The organism is Kibdelosporangium phytohabitans (assembly GCF_001302585.1).
GTDB classification, from domain to species: Bacteria; Actinomycetota; Actinomycetes; order Mycobacteriales; family Pseudonocardiaceae; genus Kibdelosporangium; species Kibdelosporangium phytohabitans.
Genome location: NZ_CP012752.1, coordinates 6,715,744 through 6,735,915, shown reverse-complemented (window position 1 = coordinate 6,735,915; position 20,172 = coordinate 6,715,744). Strand labels below are relative to the sequence as shown.

Annotated in this window: 19 protein-coding genes; 12 read left to right on the top strand and 7 right to left on the bottom strand. The window is 69.9% G+C overall.

Annotation, left to right across the window (positions count from 1 at the left end; all coding sequences use genetic code 11):
• Window positions 1-40: 40 nt before the first annotated feature.
• From AOZ06_RS30370 to AOZ06_RS30320, 11 genes are all read left to right on the top strand, one after another.
• Window positions 41-535 (top strand): GNAT family N-acetyltransferase, encoded by a 495-nt coding sequence (locus AOZ06_RS30370; RefSeq protein WP_054297026.1) that lies wholly within the window; start codon window positions 41-43, stop codon window positions 533-535.
• An 87-nt stretch (window positions 536-622) separates the two neighbouring features.
• Window positions 623-934, top strand: a complete 312-nt coding sequence (locus tag AOZ06_RS30365) for a hypothetical protein (protein ID WP_054292532.1) — start codon at window positions 623-625, stop codon at window positions 932-934.
• Window positions 935-945: 11 nt separating this feature from the next.
• A complete protein-coding gene (locus AOZ06_RS30360) occupies window positions 946-1,881 on the top strand; it encodes an LLM class flavin-dependent oxidoreductase (RefSeq protein WP_169799004.1) in 936 nt (311 codons plus the stop codon).
• Window positions 1,878-3,980 (top strand): N,N-dimethylformamidase beta subunit family domain-containing protein, encoded by a 2,103-nt coding sequence (locus AOZ06_RS30355; RefSeq protein ID WP_054292530.1) that lies wholly within the window; start codon window positions 1,878-1,880, stop codon window positions 3,978-3,980. Before AOZ06_RS30360 ends, AOZ06_RS30355 begins: the two co-directional genes overlap by 4 nt.
• Complete coding sequence (locus AOZ06_RS30350; protein WP_054292529.1) at window positions 3,977-5,254, top strand: aminotransferase class III-fold pyridoxal phosphate-dependent enzyme; 1,278 nt, start codon at window positions 3,977-3,979, stop codon at window positions 5,252-5,254. Before AOZ06_RS30355 ends, AOZ06_RS30350 begins: the two co-directional genes overlap by 4 nt.
• Window positions 5,255-5,256: 2 nt before the next feature.
• Window positions 5,257-6,465, top strand: a complete 1,209-nt coding sequence (locus AOZ06_RS30345) for a hypothetical protein (protein WP_054292528.1) — start codon at window positions 5,257-5,259, stop codon at window positions 6,463-6,465.
• Between the two features lie 98 nt (window positions 6,466-6,563).
• Window positions 6,564-7,709 carry a hypothetical protein gene (locus tag AOZ06_RS30340; protein WP_054292527.1) on the top strand — a complete coding sequence of 382 codons (1,146 nt, stop codon included), beginning with the start codon at window positions 6,564-6,566 and terminating at the stop codon, window positions 7,707-7,709.
• Between the two features lie 258 nt (window positions 7,710-7,967).
• Window positions 7,968-8,498, top strand: a complete 531-nt coding sequence (locus AOZ06_RS30335; protein WP_054292526.1) for an EF-hand domain-containing protein — start codon at window positions 7,968-7,970, stop codon at window positions 8,496-8,498.
• Window positions 8,495-9,577, top strand: a complete 1,083-nt coding sequence (locus AOZ06_RS30330; protein ID WP_054292525.1) for an isocitrate/isopropylmalate family dehydrogenase — start codon at window positions 8,495-8,497, stop codon at window positions 9,575-9,577. Before AOZ06_RS30335 ends, AOZ06_RS30330 begins: the two co-directional genes overlap by 4 nt.
• A complete protein-coding gene (locus AOZ06_RS30325; protein ID WP_054292524.1) occupies window positions 9,574-10,227 on the top strand; it encodes a cysteine hydrolase family protein in 654 nt (217 codons plus the stop codon). Before AOZ06_RS30330 ends, AOZ06_RS30325 begins: the two co-directional genes overlap by 4 nt.
• Window positions 10,179-11,054: an SAM-dependent methyltransferase gene (locus AOZ06_RS30320; protein WP_054292523.1), complete on the top strand. Its 876-nt coding sequence runs from the start codon at window positions 10,179-10,181 to the stop codon at window positions 11,052-11,054. The genes AOZ06_RS30325 and AOZ06_RS30320 overlap by 49 nt, the downstream gene beginning before the upstream one ends.
• Here the strand turns inward: AOZ06_RS30320 and AOZ06_RS30315 are convergent.
• From AOZ06_RS30315 to AOZ06_RS30285, 7 genes are all read right to left on the bottom strand, one after another.
• Window positions 11,051-12,007 carry an NAD(P)H-dependent flavin oxidoreductase gene (locus AOZ06_RS30315; RefSeq protein ID WP_054292522.1) on the bottom strand — a complete coding sequence of 319 codons (957 nt, stop codon included), beginning with the start codon at window positions 12,005-12,007 and terminating at the stop codon, window positions 11,051-11,053. The genes AOZ06_RS30320 and AOZ06_RS30315 overlap by 4 nt on opposite strands.
• Entirely contained in the window at window positions 12,004-13,611 is a 1,608-nt protein-coding gene (locus AOZ06_RS30310; RefSeq protein WP_054292521.1) for an AMP-binding protein, read from the bottom strand. Before AOZ06_RS30310 ends, AOZ06_RS30315 begins: the two co-directional genes overlap by 4 nt.
• Window positions 13,611-14,399 carry an enoyl-CoA hydratase/isomerase family protein gene (locus AOZ06_RS30305; protein WP_236951790.1) on the bottom strand — a complete coding sequence of 263 codons (789 nt, stop codon included), beginning with the start codon at window positions 14,397-14,399 and terminating at the stop codon, window positions 13,611-13,613. The genes AOZ06_RS30310 and AOZ06_RS30305 overlap by 1 nt, the downstream gene beginning before the upstream one ends.
• Complete coding sequence (locus tag AOZ06_RS30300; protein ID WP_083472030.1) at window positions 14,396-15,595, bottom strand: CaiB/BaiF CoA transferase family protein; 1,200 nt, start codon at window positions 15,593-15,595, stop codon at window positions 14,396-14,398. The genes AOZ06_RS30305 and AOZ06_RS30300 overlap by 4 nt, the downstream gene beginning before the upstream one ends.
• 6 nt (window positions 15,596-15,601) lie before the next feature.
• Window positions 15,602-16,318, bottom strand: a complete 717-nt coding sequence (locus tag AOZ06_RS30295; protein WP_236951789.1) for an enoyl-CoA hydratase/isomerase family protein — start codon at window positions 16,316-16,318, stop codon at window positions 15,602-15,604.
• 10 nt (window positions 16,319-16,328) lie between these two features.
• Window positions 16,329-17,264: a beta/alpha barrel domain-containing protein gene (locus tag AOZ06_RS30290; RefSeq protein WP_054292519.1), complete on the bottom strand. Its 936-nt coding sequence runs from the start codon at window positions 17,262-17,264 to the stop codon at window positions 16,329-16,331.
• A 73-nt stretch (window positions 17,265-17,337) separates the two neighbouring features.
• Entirely contained in the window at window positions 17,338-17,850 is a 513-nt protein-coding gene (locus AOZ06_RS30285) for a MarR family winged helix-turn-helix transcriptional regulator (RefSeq protein WP_054292518.1), read from the bottom strand.
• Window positions 17,851-17,983: 133 nt separating this feature from the next.
• On the opposite strand from AOZ06_RS30285, the gene AOZ06_RS30280 reads away from it, so the two are divergent.
• Window positions 17,984-19,426, top strand: coding sequence for an NAD-dependent succinate-semialdehyde dehydrogenase (locus tag AOZ06_RS30280; protein ID WP_054292517.1), 1,443 nt, complete (start codon window positions 17,984-17,986; stop codon window positions 19,424-19,426).
• Window positions 19,427-20,172 lie beyond the last annotated feature (746 nt).

The following is a 20,172-nucleotide window of genomic DNA, read 5'->3' as shown; positions in this document are numbered from 1 at the left end:
TGTGACTGTCAACACCTGTCTCCGCGATAACCTGGTGCGTGTGGGGATCGTGATCGAACGGGCGGTGGCCGGTGATGTGCCGGAGATCCTGCGGATCCGCCGGGCCGCGGAGGACTGGCTGGCCGCGGCGGGCATCAGGCAGTGGGAGCCGGGGTGGTTGACGGCCGAGGCGGTGAGTGCGGAGATCGCGGGCGGCGAATGGCAGGTCGCGCGGGACGGCGCCACGCTGGCCGGCGCGCTGCGGCTGCTGTGGTCCGACGAGCAGGTCTGGCAGGCCGACAACGCCTTCGCCGGGTACGTGCACGGGCTGGTGGTCGACCGGCGGTACACCGGGCTCGGTTCGCGAATGCTCGACTGGGCGGGCGATCGGGTACTCGATGCCGGCGCGCGCCTGCTGCGGCTGGATTGCGTGTCGCACAACCTCCGGCTCCGCCGCTACTACCTCGACCGGGGATTCCGGGAGGTCGACGTGCGCCTGTGCTACGGCCGCTGGCTGATGGCGCTGTTCGAGAAACGACTCGGCGCCGACTGTTGACAACAACAACACAGCGCTCGCATACTCGGACCCGTTCCAAGAGGACAGTGGTGTTTTCCTGGCGGCGGAGACGGACGGAGAGCAACGGTGCAGAAGGTCTACTGCCTGTACAAGTTGAAGCCCGGTGTGACGGCCGAGCAGTACATCGAGTGGTCGAAGGGCGTGGACCAGGCGATCACCCGTCAGCAGCCCTGCGTGCACCAGTTCCGCGTGTACCGCTTCGAGGGCCGCCGCGGCGGCGAGGCCCCGTGGGACGTGATCGAGGACATCGACGTCGACTCGTGGGAAGCGTGGGAGAAGTGCCTGACCACGCCCGAGATGGCCGACGTGGTCAAGGGTTTCCGCGAGATGGCCGACCGCGAGTCGGCGGTGACCGTGTTCGGCAGCGAGATCGTCTAGGTGCCGCGGTGGTGACGCGAGTGCCCCGGCTCTCGGTCGGGGCGCCGAACGACCCGGAGCTGCTCGTGCCGTTCGCCCGGCGCGCCGAGGAGCTCGGCTTCGCCGGGATCTGGACGCAGGACACGCTGAGCACCGCGAACTTCTCACTCGACGGGCTGCATGTGCTGTCCCACCTCGCCGCCGTGACCGACCGGCTGCGGCTGGGCGTCGGCGTGCTGTACTCCGGACGGCGCAACCCGGCCGTGCAGGCCCGTGAACTGGCCACCATCGACCAGCTGTCCCGCGGGCGGCTCACGGTCGGACTCGGCGTCGGCAACGAATACCACCGTGAATCCCTTGCCACACTGGGCATCCAGACCGACCGGCCGGTGCGGCGGCTGGTCGAGGGCATCGGTGTGATGCGGGCGCTGTGGAGCGGTGGCGACTACGACGGCGAGCTGTACTCGTTCACCGGCATCCAGTCGCAACCGCCGCCGGTCCAGCGCCCCGGACCGCCCATCGTCATCGGCGCACGCGCGGAATCGGCGCTGCGCCGGGCGGTGCGGATCGCCGACGGCTGGACCGGGGCCGCTCCCGTTGCCACACAGGACTTCCTGCGGCAGCTCGCCGTCGTGCAGCGGGCGATGCCGGAACTGGGCCGCGATCCCGCGAGTTTCACCGTCTCCAAGAGCGTCTACCTCGCCGTGGAGGACACCGTGCGCCAGGCCCGGCAACACCTGGTTCCCGCGTTCGACCGGGCTTTCGGGGCGAATCCGGTGTACGACGGGGCGGGAATGGCCGACCGCGTCGCGATCTTCGGCCCGCCGGAGCACTGCGTGCTGCGGTTGCGTGAACTGTTCGACGCGGGCGTGGACGAGCTGATCCTGTACCCGATGTACGACCGGGTGGCGCAGCTGGAAGCGTTCGGCGAGCTGGTCTCCGAACTCGACGCCGTGTCCCGCCGATGAACGCGCCGCTGCTCGGTTACGTGGATCCGCTCAGTGTCCGGGCGGGCAGTGAGATCCGGCTGATGGTGAGCGCGACCGGTGACTACGAGGTCGAGTTGCTGCGGCTCGTGCACGGCACCGGCGATCCCCGCGGGCCAGGTGTCCGCGAGGAACCCGTCGATCTCCCGATCGGTCCGCAACCCGGCCGGGTGCAGCCGTGGCGGCCCGGCTCGTACCTGCATGCGCCACCGCATCCCGCGCTCGACGTGGACGCCTTCACCGTGACCGCGTGGATCATGCCCACGATGACCGCGGGAGGCCGGCCACGCGCCATCGTCTCCCGCCGTGAGACGGCCGGGTGGGCGCTCGGTCTCACCGGTGGCGACCGGCTCGCGGCGTGGGCCGGTCCGTCCGGCGAACCACTGGTCACGACCGATGTCCCGATCCCTCGGGACCGGTGGACGTTCGTGTCCGCCGCCTTCAGCCCGCAGGGCGTGACCCTGCTTCAGGTCCCGGTCCCCGAATGGCCGGTCGGGTCGTGGCGCGCCACGGCGTCGTACGACGGGCCGGTCGACGTGGCCGCGACCGGAATCCCTGTGCAGATCGCGGCCTGGCAGGGCGCCGCGTGTTTCAACGGCCGGATCGACCGCCCGGCCATCTGCTCGGCAACACCTTCCGCTGACCTTCTGGCTCGCTGGCGCCCAGCTCACGGTGTCCAAGGCGTGCCCGATGACGGCCCGCACGGGCTCACCGCCGTCGCCGTGAACACGCCGGCCCGTGGCGTGCCCGGCGCGAACTGGACCGGCCGGGAGGTCGACTTCCGGCTGGCCCCGGACGAGTACGGCGCGATCCACTTCCACGACGACGACCTGACCGACGCCCAGTGGGAACCACAGGTCACGATGCGCCTCCCGCACGACCTGCGCAGCGGGGTGTACGCCTTCCGCCTGCGGTCCGGGCAGCACAAGCTGGACATCCCGTTCTTCGTCCGGCCGCCGAAGCCGGTCGCACGGGTGGCGGTGCTGATCCCCACCTTCACCTACCTGGCGTACGCCAATTCGCACGGCAGTCTGGAGAAAGCCGGCCCCGACGGGCTCGACTACGCCACCACCGCCCAGCACCAGTGGGCCGCCGCGCACAAGGTGTGCAGCCTCTACGACCTGCATCGCGACGGCAGCGGCTGCTACTACGCGTCCCGCCTGCGTCCACTCACCACGATCACGCCGACCTACGCGGGACCGTTCGGGCTGTGGAACCTCAGCGCCGACCTGTGCCTGATCGACTGGCTCGAACACGAAGGCATCGCCTACGACATCGTCTGCGACGACGACCTGCACAACGAAGGTGCCGACGCGCTCGCTGACTACGCCGTTGTCCTCACCGGCTCCCACCCCGAGTACTACACCGCGCCGATGCTCGACGCGCACGAGGCGTACCTGGCCGGTGGCGGGCGCGTGATGTACATGGGCGGCAACGGCTACTACTGGGTGACCGGGGTGTCGCCGCATCAGCCGCACGTCATCGAGATCCGCCGTGGCCACACCGGGACCAGGGGCTGGGAGGTGCCGCCGGGCGAGACCCACCTGAGCACCACCGGCGAAGCAGGCGGGTTGTGGCGGCACCGGGGCCGTGCGCCGCAACGGCACGTCGGCGTCGGATTCGCCGCCCAGGGCGGGCGTGGTCAGGGGCGCCCGTACCGCCAGGTCCCGCTCGCGGACGGACGCGGCGCGTTCGCCCTGTCCGGACTGGACGGCCTGATCGAAGCGGACGGGCTCGTCAGCCGGGCCGCCGCCGGGATGGAGATCGACCGGACCGACCCGGCGCTCGGGTCACCGCCGCACACCGTCGTACTGGCCACGGCCGACGGCTTCAGCGACTGCTTCCAGCTCGGGATCGAAGAGGTGCTCACGTCCGACTCGCGGCAGGGCGGCACCGTCGAACCGCGAGTCCGGGCCGATCTGGCGTTCTTCGAGTACCCCCACGGCGGTGGCGTGTTCAGCACCGGCTCGATCGCGTGGTGCACCGCGCTCGGCGTCGACGGCTACGACAATCCGGTGGCACGCGTGACCGGCAACGTGCTGCGCCGGTTCCTCGATCCCACCCCGCTGGAGGAGACATGATCGGGATCGACGGAGCCCGCCTGGACGCGATGCTCGCCCGTGAACGCGCAGCGTGGTCTGCGGCCCGGCCCAAGGCCGCCGCGTTACGTGAGCGAGCACGCCGCTCGCAACTGCACGGCACGCCACAGCACTGGATCCACCAGTTCCCGCCGCCGGTACCGCTGGTCATCGACCGTGCGGTCGGCGCACGCCTGTACGACACCGACGGGCACGAGTACGCCGACTTCGGCCTCGCCGGTACAGCGGCGTTGTGGGGCCACAACCACCCGGCGGTGGTCTCGGCTGTGCGTGAGCAGATCGACCGTGGCAGTGTCACGTTGTGGTCCAGTGAGGACCACGTGGTGGTCACCGAGGAACTGCAACGCCGCTTCGGCCTGCCGTTCTGGCAGTTCGCCGTGTCCGCGACCGACGCCAACCGGTTCGCGTTGACACTGGCCCGCGCCGTCACCGGACGGCAGAAGACCGTGGTGTTCAACCACGCCTACCACGGGTCCGTCGACGAATCCCTGACCGGTTCGGTCGGTGTGGAGTTCAACGACATCGACGCGCTCGACCGGGCGCTCGCATCCGGTGATGTCGCCGCTGTGCTCGCCGAACCCGTGATGACCAACGGGGGAGCGGTGATCCACCCGCGGCCCGGGTTCCACGCCGCGTTGCGGGACCTCACCCGGCGTACCGGCACGCTGCTGATCCTCGACGAGACGCAGACCATCCCCGCCGGGCCCGGCGGCTGCACCCGTGACCTCGGCCTGGAGCCGGACATCATCACCATGGGCAAGTGCATCGCCGGTGGCGTTCCGGCGGGCGTGTACGGCATGTCCGACGCCGTGGCCGCCGCTGCCATGCGGTACACCGAGGCGGGCGACGGCGGCCTGGGCAGCACGATGGCCAGCGGCCCGTTGGCGGTACGGGCGATGCGCGCGGTCCTCAGCGAGGTGATGACCGATGCGACGTACGCACACATGAACCGTCTAGCCACGCGCTACGCCAATGACGTAACGACGGTCATCGCCAAGTACGGCCTGCCGTGGCATGTCGGCCGGCTCGGCGGGCGCGTCTCGTACGCCTTCATGCCGCAACCGCCGCACAGCGCGAGCCAGCTGTATCCGCGTGTCGGGGCGTCCGTGCGTGAGGCGTTGTGGCTGTACTTGGCCAACCGGGGCATTGTGCTCAACGGGATGAGCGGCGCCGCGCTGATGTCGCCGATGACCGCCGAACCGGACGTGGACCGGCATGGCTCGTTGTTCGCCGAAGCGATCAGCGAACTGGTGTAGCCGTGGATGAGGCGCAGATCCGGCTGTTGCGCGCGGACATCGGCCTGGCCAGGGTGCCAGGCGCGTACGAACCAGGCCGGTGGTCCGTGGCTCCGGGCAACCGGGAAGTCCCGATGCCCGACCGGATTCGGCTGCGTGACACCACGATGCGTGCGATCGCGGCCGACGGCACGCCTGCGCGGACCGCGTTCCTGCGGCTGCTGGCGCGCAGCGGCGTGCCGGAGATCGTGACCACCGAAGCGGCCGACATAGCGGTGATCAAGAAGGAACAGCCGGGCTGCGTGGTGTCACGCCCGTTTGTCGCCTCCACGGCGGCCGTGGACCTCGCCGTGGACAGCGGGTTCGACGGTGTCCAGGTTCCAGTGCCTGGTTTCGGCCCGGCGTCAGGCATCTACGGCCCGCCGATCCCCGCCTCGCGCGCGGAAGTCGTCGAAGGGGCAGCCGCCGTGGTCAGCCACGCGTCCCACCTCCGGGTCACCGCGGCATTGACGATGGTGTCCTACCTGACCGCCGACACCCTCGCCGACACAGTGGCTGCGATGGCCGGCGCGGGCGCGGACGAGATCGCCCTGTTCGACGGGCCCGGTGCGGTCGGCCCCGAGGCGTTCGGCCAACTGGTCCGGGCCGTCAAGTCAGCCGCACCAGAACTGGACGTCAGCATCCACCCGCACAACACGTTCGGGCTCGCGGTCGCGTGTGCCGTCGCCGCGGCGCAGGCGGGCGCCGCTGTGGTGGAGTCGTCCGTGAACGGTTACTGCGGTGGCCCGGGAAACGCCGACCTCGCCGCGACAACGGCCGCGTTCGAGGCGCTGTACGGAGTGGACACCGGGATACGACTCACGGCGTTGACGGAGCTGTCACGTGCCGCCACCGAGCTGACCGGCCAACCGCTGCCGCTGAACCAGCCGATCACCGGCCGGGACGCCTTCTGCTGGGGCGGAGCCGACTGGGTCACCCTGGAGTCCGAAGTGGACCCGTTGCTGCACAACTGCGTCGAACCGGAACTGGTCGGCAACCAGCGCCGCATCCCGTTGACCGCGCAGAGCGGCCCGCGGACGACCGCGGCGACACTGCGGCACCTCGGCATCAGCGCAGACCAGGACCAGTTGGCGGCCATTGTGGACAGGTGTCGCGCGCGGCTGCGCGCATCCGGGCGGTCGTTGACCGACGACGAGATCCGTGCAATTGCGCGCGCGATCGTGAATCCCTGATCCTGGTTCATACTCATGCCGGTTGCGCGGCGGATACCGTGATGTGCTTACGTACCTTCCGGTAGTGGATCCACGACATCCACGAAAGGTGCGTGACCATGAGAATCGGTGTTACCGCAACCCTGATCACAGCCCTGACCTCGGCGCTCGCCGCGGCACCGCCCGCGGCAGCCGGGTCGTCCACCATCACAGACCTGGGCACCCTGCCCGGCGACACATCCAGCACCGTGTCCGGGCTCAACCAGGCCGGCGTCGTCATCGGCACGTCGTTCGCCCGGGACGCCTCCTCGGTGATCATCAGGGAACGCGCGGTGAAGTGGAGCGCCGACGGCGTGATCACCGCCCTGCCTCTCCCGGCCAACGGAACCAATCCACGCAGCAGACCCGCGGGCGTCAACGACTCCGGCGTCATCGCCGGTTCGAGCTACGGCGGCCAAGCCGAACGCGCACTGCGGTGGAACACCGACAACACAGTCACAGTCCTCGACCCGCTACCCGGTGACACATCCAGCCGGGCGACCGCGGTCACCGCGGACGGCACCGTCGTCGGCCACTCCCTCGGCCCCGGCCGCCCCACCCGCGCGGTGCGCTGGTCACCCGGCACAACGATCACCCAACTCCCCATTCCCGCCGGTTACACCGACTCCACAGGCCGAGCCGCCAACGACAGCAACGTCGTCGCCGGGTCCACTTCGGGCCCGAACGTCCCCGGCCGGGTCCTGCGGTGGCACCCCGACGGCACATCCACCGACATCAGCGCCCACGTTGTCATCCCTTACATCATCAACAATTCCGGCGCCATCGCCGGATGGGGCAATTCCAGCCGCGGCGTGCGCCTCGACCCGGACGGCTCAACCGTCGACCTCGGCTCCTACGCGGAACCAGCCGCGATCAACGCCACTGGCGCGATCGCCGGGAACATCGGCAACATCCCGTACCGCCACGCGGCCCGATGGGCGCCGGACGGAACCGTCTCCACCCTGCCGAGCCTCCCCAACGACCCCTACAGCCTCGCGAGCGACATCAACGACGAGGGCGTCACGGTCGGAGCCTCGTCCGTGCTCCGCTCACCGTTCGCCATGGAGAACCACGCCGTCCACTGGGCTGCCAGCGGCGCCGTGACCTCGTTGGGTTTCCTGCCCGGTGGCAAGGCCAGCCAGGCCGTCTTCGTCAACAACGCGGGCACGGTCGCAGGGTGGTCTGACTCCGCCGCCGGAATCCGGGCCGTGCGCTGGCGACTCTGACCAGAGGCACATCGACTTTCGGTAGATCCTGTTGCGGGAAAAGGGTGACACGGCTCGTCCCATCGGTGGGCGGGCAACCCGTTCGGCCTAATTTCCCGGCAGGATCGCGAGTTTCACTCTTTCCGGTGGATGCGGTTCGGTGGGTGGCGGACTCTGGCATAGTCGGAGCCAGTCGCCGCGAACCGGTCGGCCGAGACCGGGACATCGGGCAAATCCCTCGCACCTCGTCACATCCGCACGAGAAAAGGTGGTCGTTCCATGCGCACGGAGGCAGTGGACCGCGTCGATCTCATCTTCACGCTCTTCGACGCCGACGACAGCGGTCAGCTCGAAGCAGGCGACTTCGAGCTGATGGCCAGCCGGGTCGCCGCGGTCGCGACGGACTCCACCGCCGCAGCCAGGGCCGCGATCCTGTCGGCGTTCCGCCGGTACTGGGCCACGCTGGCCGCGGAACTGGACGTCGACGGCGACGGCAAGGTCAGCCTGGACGAGTTCCGCGCCTGCGTGCTGTCGCCGGAACGCTTCGAGGACACGATCGACGAGTTCGCCCGTGCCCTCGCGGTGCTCGGCGACCCGGACGGCGACGGCCTGATCGAACGCCCGGTGTTCACCGCGCTGATGACCGCGATCGGCTTCGGGCGCGCGAACATCGACGCGTTGTTCGACGCGTTCGGCCCCAACGACGACGACCAGATCACGGTGAGCGTCTGGGTCGCCGGCATCAAGGACTACTACAGCCCGGACGCGTCCGGGATCGCCGGCGACCACCTGGTGCCGGGCGCGAAGTGACACCGGCTGTCGGACTGGCTGTGGGGCGGGGCACGGGGGCGGAACTCGCCGCCGTGTTCCAGCGGGTGATCGACGAGCTCAGCGGGATGTACGACGTCCCGCTGACCGTCGCCCGTTCGCCGCGGGTCTACCACTCCTACCACTCGCTGCGCGCCGAAGCGGATGACACGGAGACGATCCGCAAGCTCACCGACGAGGACGCCCGGCACTACGAGGAGTTCTGCCGGAAACTCGCCAGCCAAGGCGTGTCGGCAGTCTTCCGCACAGCCATCAACGCGCAGTCGCTGTACCTCGTGCGGCAGCGGCTGCGCGCGGTGAAGGTCGACGTGATGACGGCGCCGGATTCGTCGCTGCTGCTCGTCCGCGACGAGGCCCAGGGCTTCTACACGGGCGAGAACCAGCACCGGCCCGGCGTGATCTCCCGGACCGCCGAGTTCACCGAGGAGATCACCGGCGAGATCATCGACTACGCCATCGCCCGCGCCCGGCGCCAATGGCCGGACGGCGGCCCGGACCAGGTCGTCATGGCCTACAAGTTCCACCTGCTGGACGGCGCGTTCGACGACTGGGTACGGGCCGCGGCCACCCGGCACGACGTCCGGATAGGACTGTGGCAACCGGACACCGTGAACCGGAACCTGATCCAGCACGGCCTGCCGAAGCGGACGGTGATCGTCGCCAGCAACGAATGGGCCGACATCATGCACGTCGTCCTGCTCGACCGGTTCGGCACGCAACGGCAGGAAGACCGCTACACCGAGAACGTCCACCTGCGCCCCGACGTGTCCGGCCTGGTGGAATACCAGACCGTGCACGGCTCCGCGGATGATCTGGCCGGTCGTGACACCGTCAACCCGTCGGCCACAGTCCGTGCCGCCGCCGCAATCATCGAGCGGCACGCAGGCGGCGCCGGTGCGATGGCCGCGATGGAGCGCGCGCTCGCCGCTGTGGCCGCTGGCGGTGTCCGCACACCTGACGCGGGCGGCCGGCATTCGACCACAGCCGTGGTCGACGCACTGCTGGCCGAGGTGTCCCGCGAACACGACAGCAGCCCACCGGCGTTGGTGGCGGGTTCGTGACGCGGACGGCGCTGGTCGTCGTCGACCTGCAGAACGACTTCTGCACGGGTCCGGTCGCGATGGCCAGGTACCGCGGCGATCCCGCGCGCCTGGACACGGCGACGACCAACGCCGCGCGGGCAGTGGACGTGGCGCGAGCACACGGCATGGAAGTGGTGTTCGTCCGATTCCTCGGCGACGCCGAGTACCAACGCCCAAGCTGGCGGCGCCGTGATGAACTGCGCGGCGCCGCGCCGAAATGCCGCGAAGGCACGTGGGGCGCCGAGTTCCACAAAGTGACACCGGCGCCAGGCGAGCGCGTGTTCACCAAACACGCGTGTTTCGATGCGTTCCTGGCGGACGGTTTCGAGGAGCATCTGGTGCGAGGCGGTTTCCAGCACCTGGTGTTCGCCGGGGTGTACGCGGACGTGTGCCTCGACTCGACCGCGCGCACCGCCTTCCAGAAAGGATGGCACATAACCGTCCTGACGGACTGCACCACCAGCCTGCTCCACCAGGACGACGAGACTGTGCGGTTCATGGCAACCCTTTACGGCGCCCGAACCACCACGCACGACCGTACGACCGCATGGTGTGAACCGGTCGTACGAGAGGAGAAACCGTGCCCACCAGCGGAATCGGCAGTGAGATCAACGGAGGCGTCGGCCTGACAGCGCTGATGGTCGCGGCTGCGCGTGCCATCGAGACACACCGCCCGGACTCCCTCGCGCGGGACGACTACGCCGAACACTTCGTCCGGGCGGCGCCCGCCTCCGCGGCCTGGCCCGTGCGCCCACAGGATGTGCCAGACGGTGACGCCAACCCGTTGTGGGGCAGGTTGGGCCGTTACTTCGGCCTCCGCACCAGAGTGCTGGACGACGTGGTGCGGGACGCGGGCAACCGCCAGCTGGTGCTGCTGGGTGCGGGCCTGGACACGAGAGCGTTCCGGCTCGACTGGCGGCCGGGCTCGGTCGTGTTCGAACTGGACAAACCAGGAGTGCTGACGTTCAAGCAGGACGTGCTGGACGCCGTGAGCGCCCGTCCGCGCGCTGACCGCCGGGTGGTACCCGCGGACCTGTGTGCCGAATGGGCGGGCCTGCTGGACGGGTTCCGACCGGGCGAGCCCACCACGTGGCTGGCTGAGGGCCTGCTGCTGTACCTCCCGGCGGACGCGGAACGCCGCCTGATCGAGACTGTGGACCGCTTGTCCGCGTCCGGCAGCACGATCGCCTACGAGGTCAAACCCGTCCGTGACGTGCCCCTGGTGCGTGACCACCCGATCTACACGTCGACGATGGCCCAGACCGGAGTCGACCTGCTCGCGCTGTTCGACCGTGGGCAACGCCCGGACTCGGCGGCGGCCCTGCGAGCCCTGGGCTGGACAGCGCGGATACACACGCCGTTCGACTTCAGCCGCCAGTACGGGCGTGGTCCGCTGCCCGAACCACCGCCCGACGCGCTGGACTCCAACCGCTGGGTGATAGCGATGAAACCCTAGTCCGGTCGAGGGAGACGGTCGACGGTCGCGACGTACTCCTCAGCGATGCGGCGGACGATCTCGCCGGCGGGCAGCACCGAGTCGATCAGCCCGGCGGACTGACCAGCCTCGACTTTGCCGTGCACCACGTCACCGTCGTACGCGGCCATCCGCAGAGTCGACCTGGTGAACTCGGCCCGCCGGGCATCCAGGTCGGCGCCGCTGTCCTCGAGCTTGACCATCCGTTCGGCGAACTCGTTGGCCAGCGCCCGGACCGGCCCGAGACCACGGCCGACCAGACGCGTGTCCGTGATCCCGGCTCGCAGCACCGCGTCCTGATACGCCCGATGCACGTTCGCCTCCGCACTGAGCAGGAACCTCGTACCGAACTGCACGGCTCCAGCACCGATCGCCAGCGCGGCGGCCAGGCCCGCGCCGTCGGCGAAGCCACCGGACGCGATCACCGGCAGCTCCGGCACAGCAGCGGCCACCGCACGGACAACGACCAAAGTGGACACCTGGTCGGGCGCGGGATGCCCACCCGCCTCAGCGCCGACGACCACCAGACCGTCCACACCGGCCTCGGCTGCCTTCACCGCGTGCTCGACACCGGCCACCACGTGCAGGCAGATCGTTCCCGCGTCACGAAACCGCGCCAAGTAGCGCCGCGGCCCGCCCTGTGAAGCGATCAGCACCCGAGGCCGCCGAGCCACCAGCAAGTCCATGACCTCATCGACTCCGCGCCGGTACAGCGGGAGGTTCACCGCGAACGGCTGGTCCGTGCCGTGCTCCATCTCGTCGATCACGCGACTGAGATCGGGAATCCGCATCGGCCCCGCGGCCACGACACCGAGTCCACCCGCGCGCGACACGGCCAACGGCAACGCCGACGCCGACGAGACCCACGACATCCCAGCCTGCACGACCGGCAGATCGATGCCGAGCAAGTCCGTGACCGGCGTCCGGATCCTCATCGCCCGGCCTCCAGCAGACGCACCGCGTGCTCAGCCAGCGGCTGTTTGCGCACCTTCGAGCTCTCCGTCACGCCGAACTGTTCGAAGCTGTCCACCAAGTGGACCTGACGCGGCACCTTGAACCCGGCCAGGCGCGGCCGGACCCAGTCGACCAGCTCGACCGGCGTCGCCGCGCAGCCCTCGTTGAGGACCACGAACGCGAACGGCACCTCCACCAGCCGGTCGTCCGGCACGCCGACCACCACCGCCTGACGGATCATCGGGTGCTGGTGGAGCACGTTCTCCACCTCGGCCGGTGCGACGTTCTCACCGCCGACCCGGATGATGTCCTTGAGCCTGCCCGCGAACTCCAGCCTGCCGTCCTCGTCCAGCCTGCCGAGGTCACCGGTGTGCAGCCAGCCGTCCGGGTCCAGCGCCGCCGCCGTGTCCTGCGGCAGGTCGAGATACCCGCGCATGACGTTCCAGCCGCGCACGACGATCTCCCCGGCCGTCCCCACCGGACAGTCCGCACCGGACGAGACATCCCGGACACGGACCTCGACACCCGGCTGGGGGAGCATGAGAGCCGCAGCGCGGATCTCCTCGGGCTCCCACCACGCCGACTGCGCCACGTTCGGCGACGCCTCGGAAAGCCCGTACCCGACAACGCATTCCCGCGCCCCGAGCTCGTCGATCACCCGTCGCACCACCGAGGCGGACGCGGCCAGCCACGCGCCGCGCAGCACCAGCCGGCGATTCGGCCGGGACGGGTGGTTGAGCAGCATCAACGCGATCGTGTCGTTGCCCGAGAAATGCGTGCACCGCTCGGCCTCGAACAGCCGCAGCGCCGCCCCCGCCTCGAACTTCTCCATCGCCACCACGGTCGCCACGTGCTGCAGGCACGACAGGATGGACAGCGTGGTCCCGGCGACGTGGAAGAACGGTCGTGCGGTGTGGAACCTGTCCCCGGCGCGCAGTCCGACGCGCCCGCCGGAGAAGAAGCCGTTGGCGCACATGCTGCGGTGCGTCAGCAACACGCCCTTGGGATACGACGTGGTCCCTGACGTGTACTGGACCAGCAGAATGTCGTCCGGCGAGCAGCCGGCCGCGACCGGCCCGGCGGCCGCGGCGAGGAAATCCTCCCACGTACCGGCCGCCGCAGGGACCTGTTCGCCGATCACGACGACTCGCCGCAGGTCGGGCAGACCGGGATCAGGCAGTTCGGTGTCCACCGACGGGCACGCGGCTCGCAGGATCCCGGTCAGGTCGGCGGTCAGCACCCGATCCGCCAGGAACAGCAGACCGATCTTGGCCTGACGCAGCACGAAGCCGAGTTCACCCGACTTCAGCCGCGTGTTGACCGGTACAGTCACGGCACCCAATGAGCTGATAGCAAGGAACAACGCCACCCAGCGTGGCCCGTTGCCCACGCAGACACCGACATGATCACCGCGCCGCACGCCGGCGGCGGCAAGGGCCCCACGGATGCGGTCCACCTCAGCGGCCAGTTCGGCGTACGTGACGCGGCTGTCCGCGGTCACCACGGCTTCCACGTCAGGGGCGATGGCCACGGCACGGCGCAGCACCGCGTCTGTGGTGAGTGGACAGATCCCAGCCAGCTCCATCAGCCCTCCCGGTCCCGTTCAGCCGCCTTGACCGAGCCGTTGAAGTCTGCCACGCCCCGCTGCCAGCCGCCGTCCGCGAGGTTGCGCTCGATCGCCGCCATCTCGATCCGGATACCGCGGTCCAAATCGGTCTCCGCACCCAGGTCGACTGCTTGTTTGGTCAATGCCACCGACAGCGGGGGAGCCTTGGCGATCTCGGCCGCCACACCCGCGCCCGCCGCGTCCAGCTCGCCTGGTTCGGTCAGCCGCGCCACCAGGCCGACCCGGTGCGCTTCGGCGGCCGTCATCGCCCGGTTGGTGAACAGCAACTCCTTGGCGCGTTGACGGCCGATCACGCGCTGCAACCGTTGCGTGGCGCCGACTGTGCCCCAGTGCGGTTCCGGGAAACGGAACGTGGTGTCGGTGGACGCCACCACGAAGTCACAGCTCATCGCGATTTCCCCACCGGAACCGACCACGGCGCCGTGCACCAGCGCCACCACAGGCTTGGAGCACCGCTCGATCGCCTCGTAGGCGGCGAAGGAGGCCTGCCGCCTGCGTCGCACCCAGGACGCGTCCCGCCCGGTGCGCTCCTTGAGGTCCGCTCCGGCACAGAACGCCGGACCGCTCGCCCGCAACAGCACCACCCGCACGTCCGCGGCGGAGTCCAGCTGCTCGAACACCTCCCGCAACGCCAGGCACATCGCCAGGTTGAGCCCGTTGCGTGCCTCCGGGCGGTTCAGCACGACAGTCGCGACCCCGTCGACGACGTCCAGGAGTACCTCGGTGCCAATGTCGTTGCGTGTCACCCGATCGCCCCTTCCTGACGCAACGCGTCGATCTCGCTGTCACTGAGCCCCAGCCGGTCGCGCAGCACGTCACCGGTGTCCGCGCCCAGCCGCGGCGGGGTTCCCACGGGCAGGGCGGCGTAGTCGGCCACATCGGACATCCGAAGTGGAGTGCGCAACGCCGGGAACTCACCGGCCACTGGATGCTCGAAGGCGCCGACCATTCCCCGTGCCACCGTGTTCTCGTCGGCGAGCACCTCCCGGACCGTGTTCACCTCACCGACCGGCACACCGGCCGCCCGCAACGCGTTCGCCAGGTCGGCGCGGGGACGCCGGGCGAAAGCGGCGGTGAGCACGGACATCACCCGTTCCCGATCAGCCAAACGACCGGCATTGTTCCGCAACTGCTCGTCTCCAGCCAGATCAGGCACGTCCACCACCTCGCACAGCGGCAGCCAGTGCTGGTCGCTGCAACTGATGTGCAGCCATTTCCCGTCGGCACAGCCGAACGCGGCAGACGGGACGCGGCCGGGATGCTCGGTGCCAGTGCGTTGCGGGTCCTCGTCCAACGCGAACAACCGCGCCGCGGCGAGGGCGAGCAGGCTGACTTGCACGTCCATCATGGACAGGTCCATGTGCCTGCCGGTTCCCGTGCTGCCCCGCCCGACCAGGCCGGTGAGGACGGCGACCGCGATCCACAGGCCGGAGGTCATGTCGGCGACGGGAACCCCGGCTTTCGCGGGCGGTGAGTCAGGGTGCCCGGTCAACGCCATCATCCCGGACAGCGCCTGGAAGACCGTGTCGTATCCCTTGCGGTCAGAGTACGGCCCGTGCTGCCCGAAGCCGGTGCAGGACACGTACACCAGACCGGGATTGGCCGCGGACAACGCCGAGTAGCCCAGGCCGAGGCGGTCCATGGCGCCGGGCAGGAAGTTCTCGACCACGACGTCCGCGGACGCGGCGAGGCCACTGGCCACGCGCCGTCCGCTGTCGGTCTTCAGGTCGAGGACGACCGAGCGCTTGCCCCGGTTGAACGCGAAGTAGTACGCGCTCTCGCCGCTGGGCAGCACCGGTTGCATGAGCCGTGACTCGTCACCGGACCCGGGACGTTCCACTTTGATCACGTCCGCGCCGAGTTCGGCGAGGACCTGCGTGGCCATCGGGCCGGCGAGGACACGGGAGAAGTCGAGAACGGTGATACCGGACAGTGGGAGCACGCGCCATCAGCCCCGGAAACCGCGCATGATCGCGTTGACGTCCCGCCCGGCCCGCATCGCCTGTTCCACCGGCAGGTCGGCGACGCGGTAGAACAGGTCCTTGGTCGCGGCCATCGCCGTCGGGGACGGTTCGCTCCACCTGGCGGCGATCTCGATCCCGATGCCGAGCGCCTTGTCCCGGTCGACGCAGCGGTTGGCCAGGCCGAGCCGGACCAGGTCGCCGGCGCCGAGCAGCTTGCCGTGGCTGATCATCTCGAACGCGAGTTTGCGGCCGATCTGGCGCTGCAGACCGGTCATCACGATCGCCGGCACCAGGGAGTGCTTCAGCTCCGGGTAGCCGAACTTCACGTCGTCGGTCACGACCATCATGTCGCAGCCGATCGCCAACCCCGCACCGCCGCCGAGCGCGGCACCCCACACCACCGACACGATCGGTTTGCTCAGCTGCTGCGGCAGAAGCTGCGTGCGGGCAGTCAGATCAGCACGACGCACCACGGCATCCTGGTTGCCCGGGGTGAGGTCGGCGAACTCGGTGATGTCGGCGCCCGCGCAGAAACTGCGTCCCTCACCGGCGAGCACCACCGCGCGAACCGAACTGGCGGTGTCCGCGGCGAGCAGTTCGTCCAGCAACGCCGTCGTCAGCTCGGTGTTGAGGGCGTTGTGTTTCTCCGGCCGGTTGAGCCGGATCACCCGGACCGGGCCGTGGTCCTCGCTCAACAGCACGGTTGTCTCCTCAGTTGTCATGGCAAGCCGCCAAACCGAGCCCGGCCCGCGCGACCATGCTGTGCAGTGGGCGGCCGAGAGCTTCCTCGCAACGGGCGGACGCGGCCATGACCAGATCGAGGTCCAGGCCGGTGCCGACACCCATCGCCTCGAACATGGTGACCAAGTCCTCGGTGCAGGTGTTGCCAGTCAGCCCGCTGCCGTACCCGATCTGCGCCGGATGTCCACCCACACCACCGAACGCGCTGTCGAAGTACCGGCACCCGGCGTCCAGCGCCGCGACGCAGTTGGCGAGCGCGGTGCCGCGTGTGTTGTGGAAGTGCGCCACCGCGGGCACGTCCGGGAATTCCTTGGCCAGCCGGGCGAACAGCGATCCGGCCGTCGCCGGGGTGCCCGTGCCGGTCGTGTCGCCGACAGTCACCAGTGACACGCCGAGTTCGGCGAACCGGGCGAAGTCCGACACGACCCGTCCCGGGTCGACGCGGCCTTCGAACGGGCAACCCAGCGCCATCGAGATGACGCCGACCAAAGTGAACCGGCCCGCGGCCAGCCGCACCATCTCGGTGACGTTCTCCCACTGCCGGGCGCGGGTGGTCCGCAGGTTGCGCTCGGTGTGGGCCTCGGTCGCCGAGACGAGCAGGCTCAGTTCACCGGCGCCGTGCCCGGCGTCCAGGTCGGCGATCGCCCGGTGGACGGCACGGGGGTTGGGACAGGTCGCCTTGTAGGCGACTCCCGCCGTGCGGGGCAGCCGGGCCAGCAGGTCGCTGGCGTCGCGGAACGCGGGGACGCGGTCCGGGTGGCTGTAGCTGGTCGCCTCGATGCGGCGGAACCCCGCCGCGGCGAACGCGCCGATGGCGGACAGCTTGGTGTCCGTTGGGACGAAGTCCGGCTCGTGCTGCAACCCGTCGCGGGCGAAGCACTCGCAGATCGTGACACGGTCGGCCATCGGCCGCACCTCCTGACGACAACGTGCTGCCGAGCGTGTCAGAAGGGTGTTGATAGTGTCAACAGTGAGCTGCTTACCGTTCCTCGGCGCGCTCCAGCGCCCTGGCCAGCGTGCCCAGTTTGTCCAGCGCCGAGTCCAGCACCTGGCGTTCCTGCTCGGTGAGGCAGACGAGGAACGCCTGGTCGCGCTCGTTGGCCGCGCCGATCAGGCCACGGTAGAGCGCGGCGCCCTTGCGGGTCAGGGTGAGCTGCGTGGTGCGGCCCGCGCCCAGTTCGCGCAGCACCAGGCCGCGTTCGCTGAGCTTGGCGACCACTCTGCTCATCTGCGCCTTGTCCAATGCGGCCAGTCGGGCCAGCTTGTTAAGCGTCAGCGGGGCGTCCGCGCCGAGCAGTGCGATGGTCCGCCATTCACCGAGGCTGACGTCGAATTCCCGCCGGTAGCGCAGTGCGGCGCTGCGGGACATCGCGTTGGCCACCCGGCTGAGCCGGTACGACAGCAGGCCGTGGATGGGCAGCTGGTCCGACGGCGGCTGGCCGGCCCGCTCCGCTGGCGCGGGGTCCGGCGAGGCGCTTGGCGTGGGCTTCATGTCGTGCACTGTAGGCGTTCGACGCCGGTCCGTGTTCGCTGAGTGGCGCGAGTTCATCTGTTGACAATAACAACAGAGCGGCGGCATGATGCGGCCAAGGCCGGAAACGGCGTGTTCGACGAAGGGGTGGGCGATGTCGGTGGACACCGGGGCGACCTTGCTGATCGACGGGCAGTGGCGGCAGGGCAGCGCGTCGTTCGAGGTCGTCGACCCGGCCACGCTCGAACCGGTCGGCCGGGTGGCGGACGGAACCGCGGAGGACGCGCGAGCCGCCCTGGACGCTGCCTGCGCGGCGTTCGACGCCTGGCGCGCGGTGACAGTGGAGGAGCGCGGCGGCTACCTGCGCCGGGCCGCAGCCGAGATCCGCGCCAAGCTCGACACCCTGGCGCCCCTGCTGACCAGCGAGAACGGCAAACCGCTCGCGGAAGCCCGCGGTGAACTGCTCGGCAGCGCCCGGATGCTGGAATGGAGCGCGGAGGAAGCCCGCCGCGCAGGTGGCCGCGTGTTGCCGTCCGCACCGAACGGCCCAGGCCTGGTGGTGACAGCCCCCGTCGGACCGGCGCTCGCGATCACCCCGTGGAACTTCCCCGCGAGCATGCTCATCCGCAAGATCGGACTGGCACTGGCGGCCGGTGCGCCACTGATCGTCAAACCGGCGGAGCAGACACCGCTGATCGCGACGGAACTCGTGAGGATCCTGCACGACACCGGCCTGCCCGCCGGAGTGCTGCAGTCGATCACCACGTCCCGACCCGCGGAAGTCGCAGGCGCGCTGCTCGCGGACCCGCGGCTGCGGAAAGTGAGCTTCACCGGATCCACCGAGGTCGGGCTCAGCCTGCTCCGCAACACCACCACGCACCTGCGCCGCACCTCGCTGGAACTGGGCGGCCACTCACCCGCGATCGTCTTCGCCGACGCCGACCTGCCGGCCGCGGCGGCAGGAGTGGTCGCGGCGAAGTTCGCCAACGCGGGGCAGAGCTGCATCGCGATCAACCGGCTGTTCGTGCACCGGTCCGTCCACGACGAACTGCTGGCACTGATCACCGCGAAGGTCGCGGACCTGCGCGTCGGCCGCGGCACAACGGAAGGCACCACGATCGGCCCGTTGATCGACCACACAGCACTGGCCAAAGTCGAGCGACACGTGGAAGACGCGGTGGCAGGGGGAGCCGAGATCCACACCGGAGGCAAACGCTGGTCAGGGCCGGCCGAGCTGAAAGGCGCGTTCTACGAGCCGACCGTCCTCACCGGAGTGCACGACGACATGCTCGTCAGCCGCGAAGAGACCTTCGGCCCAGTGCTGCCGGTGTACGTGTTCGACACCGACTCCGAAGCCGTCGGCCGCGCGAACGCGACCGACTACGGCCTGGCCGCGTACCTGTTCGGCAAAGACCTGACCCGGCTCTGGACGGCGATGGACCACCTGCATTTCGGCGTCATCGGCCTCAACGACCCCACTCCCGTCCGCCCAGAGCTGCCATTCGGCGGCATGCACAACAGCGGACAGGAACGAGAAGGCGGCGCCGAGGGCATCGAAGCCTTCCAGGAGACCAAGTCGGTCGCGATCAAACTCTGAGCCGCTGGTGCCCGTTTCCTCATGAGTCATGATCAAACTCCGAGCCGGAGCTTCTGTCTGTGCTCCCCGGGCCGTTGGATCGGACTCGCCTGGCGGGGCCGCTCCGTCGCGAGCTGGGCGCCTGCACGCGGTTGAACCGGCTGGTGGCTGGAGATGTCGGCGCAGTCGTGGCGTGCAGGCTCCGGTCCAGTCGGCGGGCGCAGGTCCGGTGGTGGTCCGATCCGGTGATGCGGGTGCGAGTCCGGCCCGGTGGTGCGGGCATGGGTTCGGTTGGGTGGTTCGAGGTCGGTCGGGTGGTCCGGGGCGCGGGCCTGGCCCGCCGGTGTGGGGCGCGGGTCTGGCCCGGTGGTGCGGGCATGGGTTCGGTTGGGTGATCGGGGTGCAGGTCCGATCCGATGGTGCGGGCACGGGTTCGATCGGTTGATCCGGGGTGCGGGGGCGATCCGGGGCCGGGGCCAGGTCCGCGCGCGGGTGGCGCAGGGCCGGTGCGGGTGCAGGTGCGGTCGGGTGGTCCGGGGTGCAGGGTCGGTCCGGGTCCGGGTCCGGGTCCGGGTTCGGTCGGGTGGTCCGGGGGTGTGGGTCCGGTGGTGCAGGCCCGGCCCGCCAAAGCGGGCGCGGGTTTGGCTCGGGCTCGAGTCTGGCTCGGTGGCGCGGGCACTTATCGCTGGGCGGGCGCGAGATTGAGCGCCAGTCCCGGGTGCGGCTCGCCTCGCTTCACCTCGCCAGGCCACAGGCAACGGCGATCC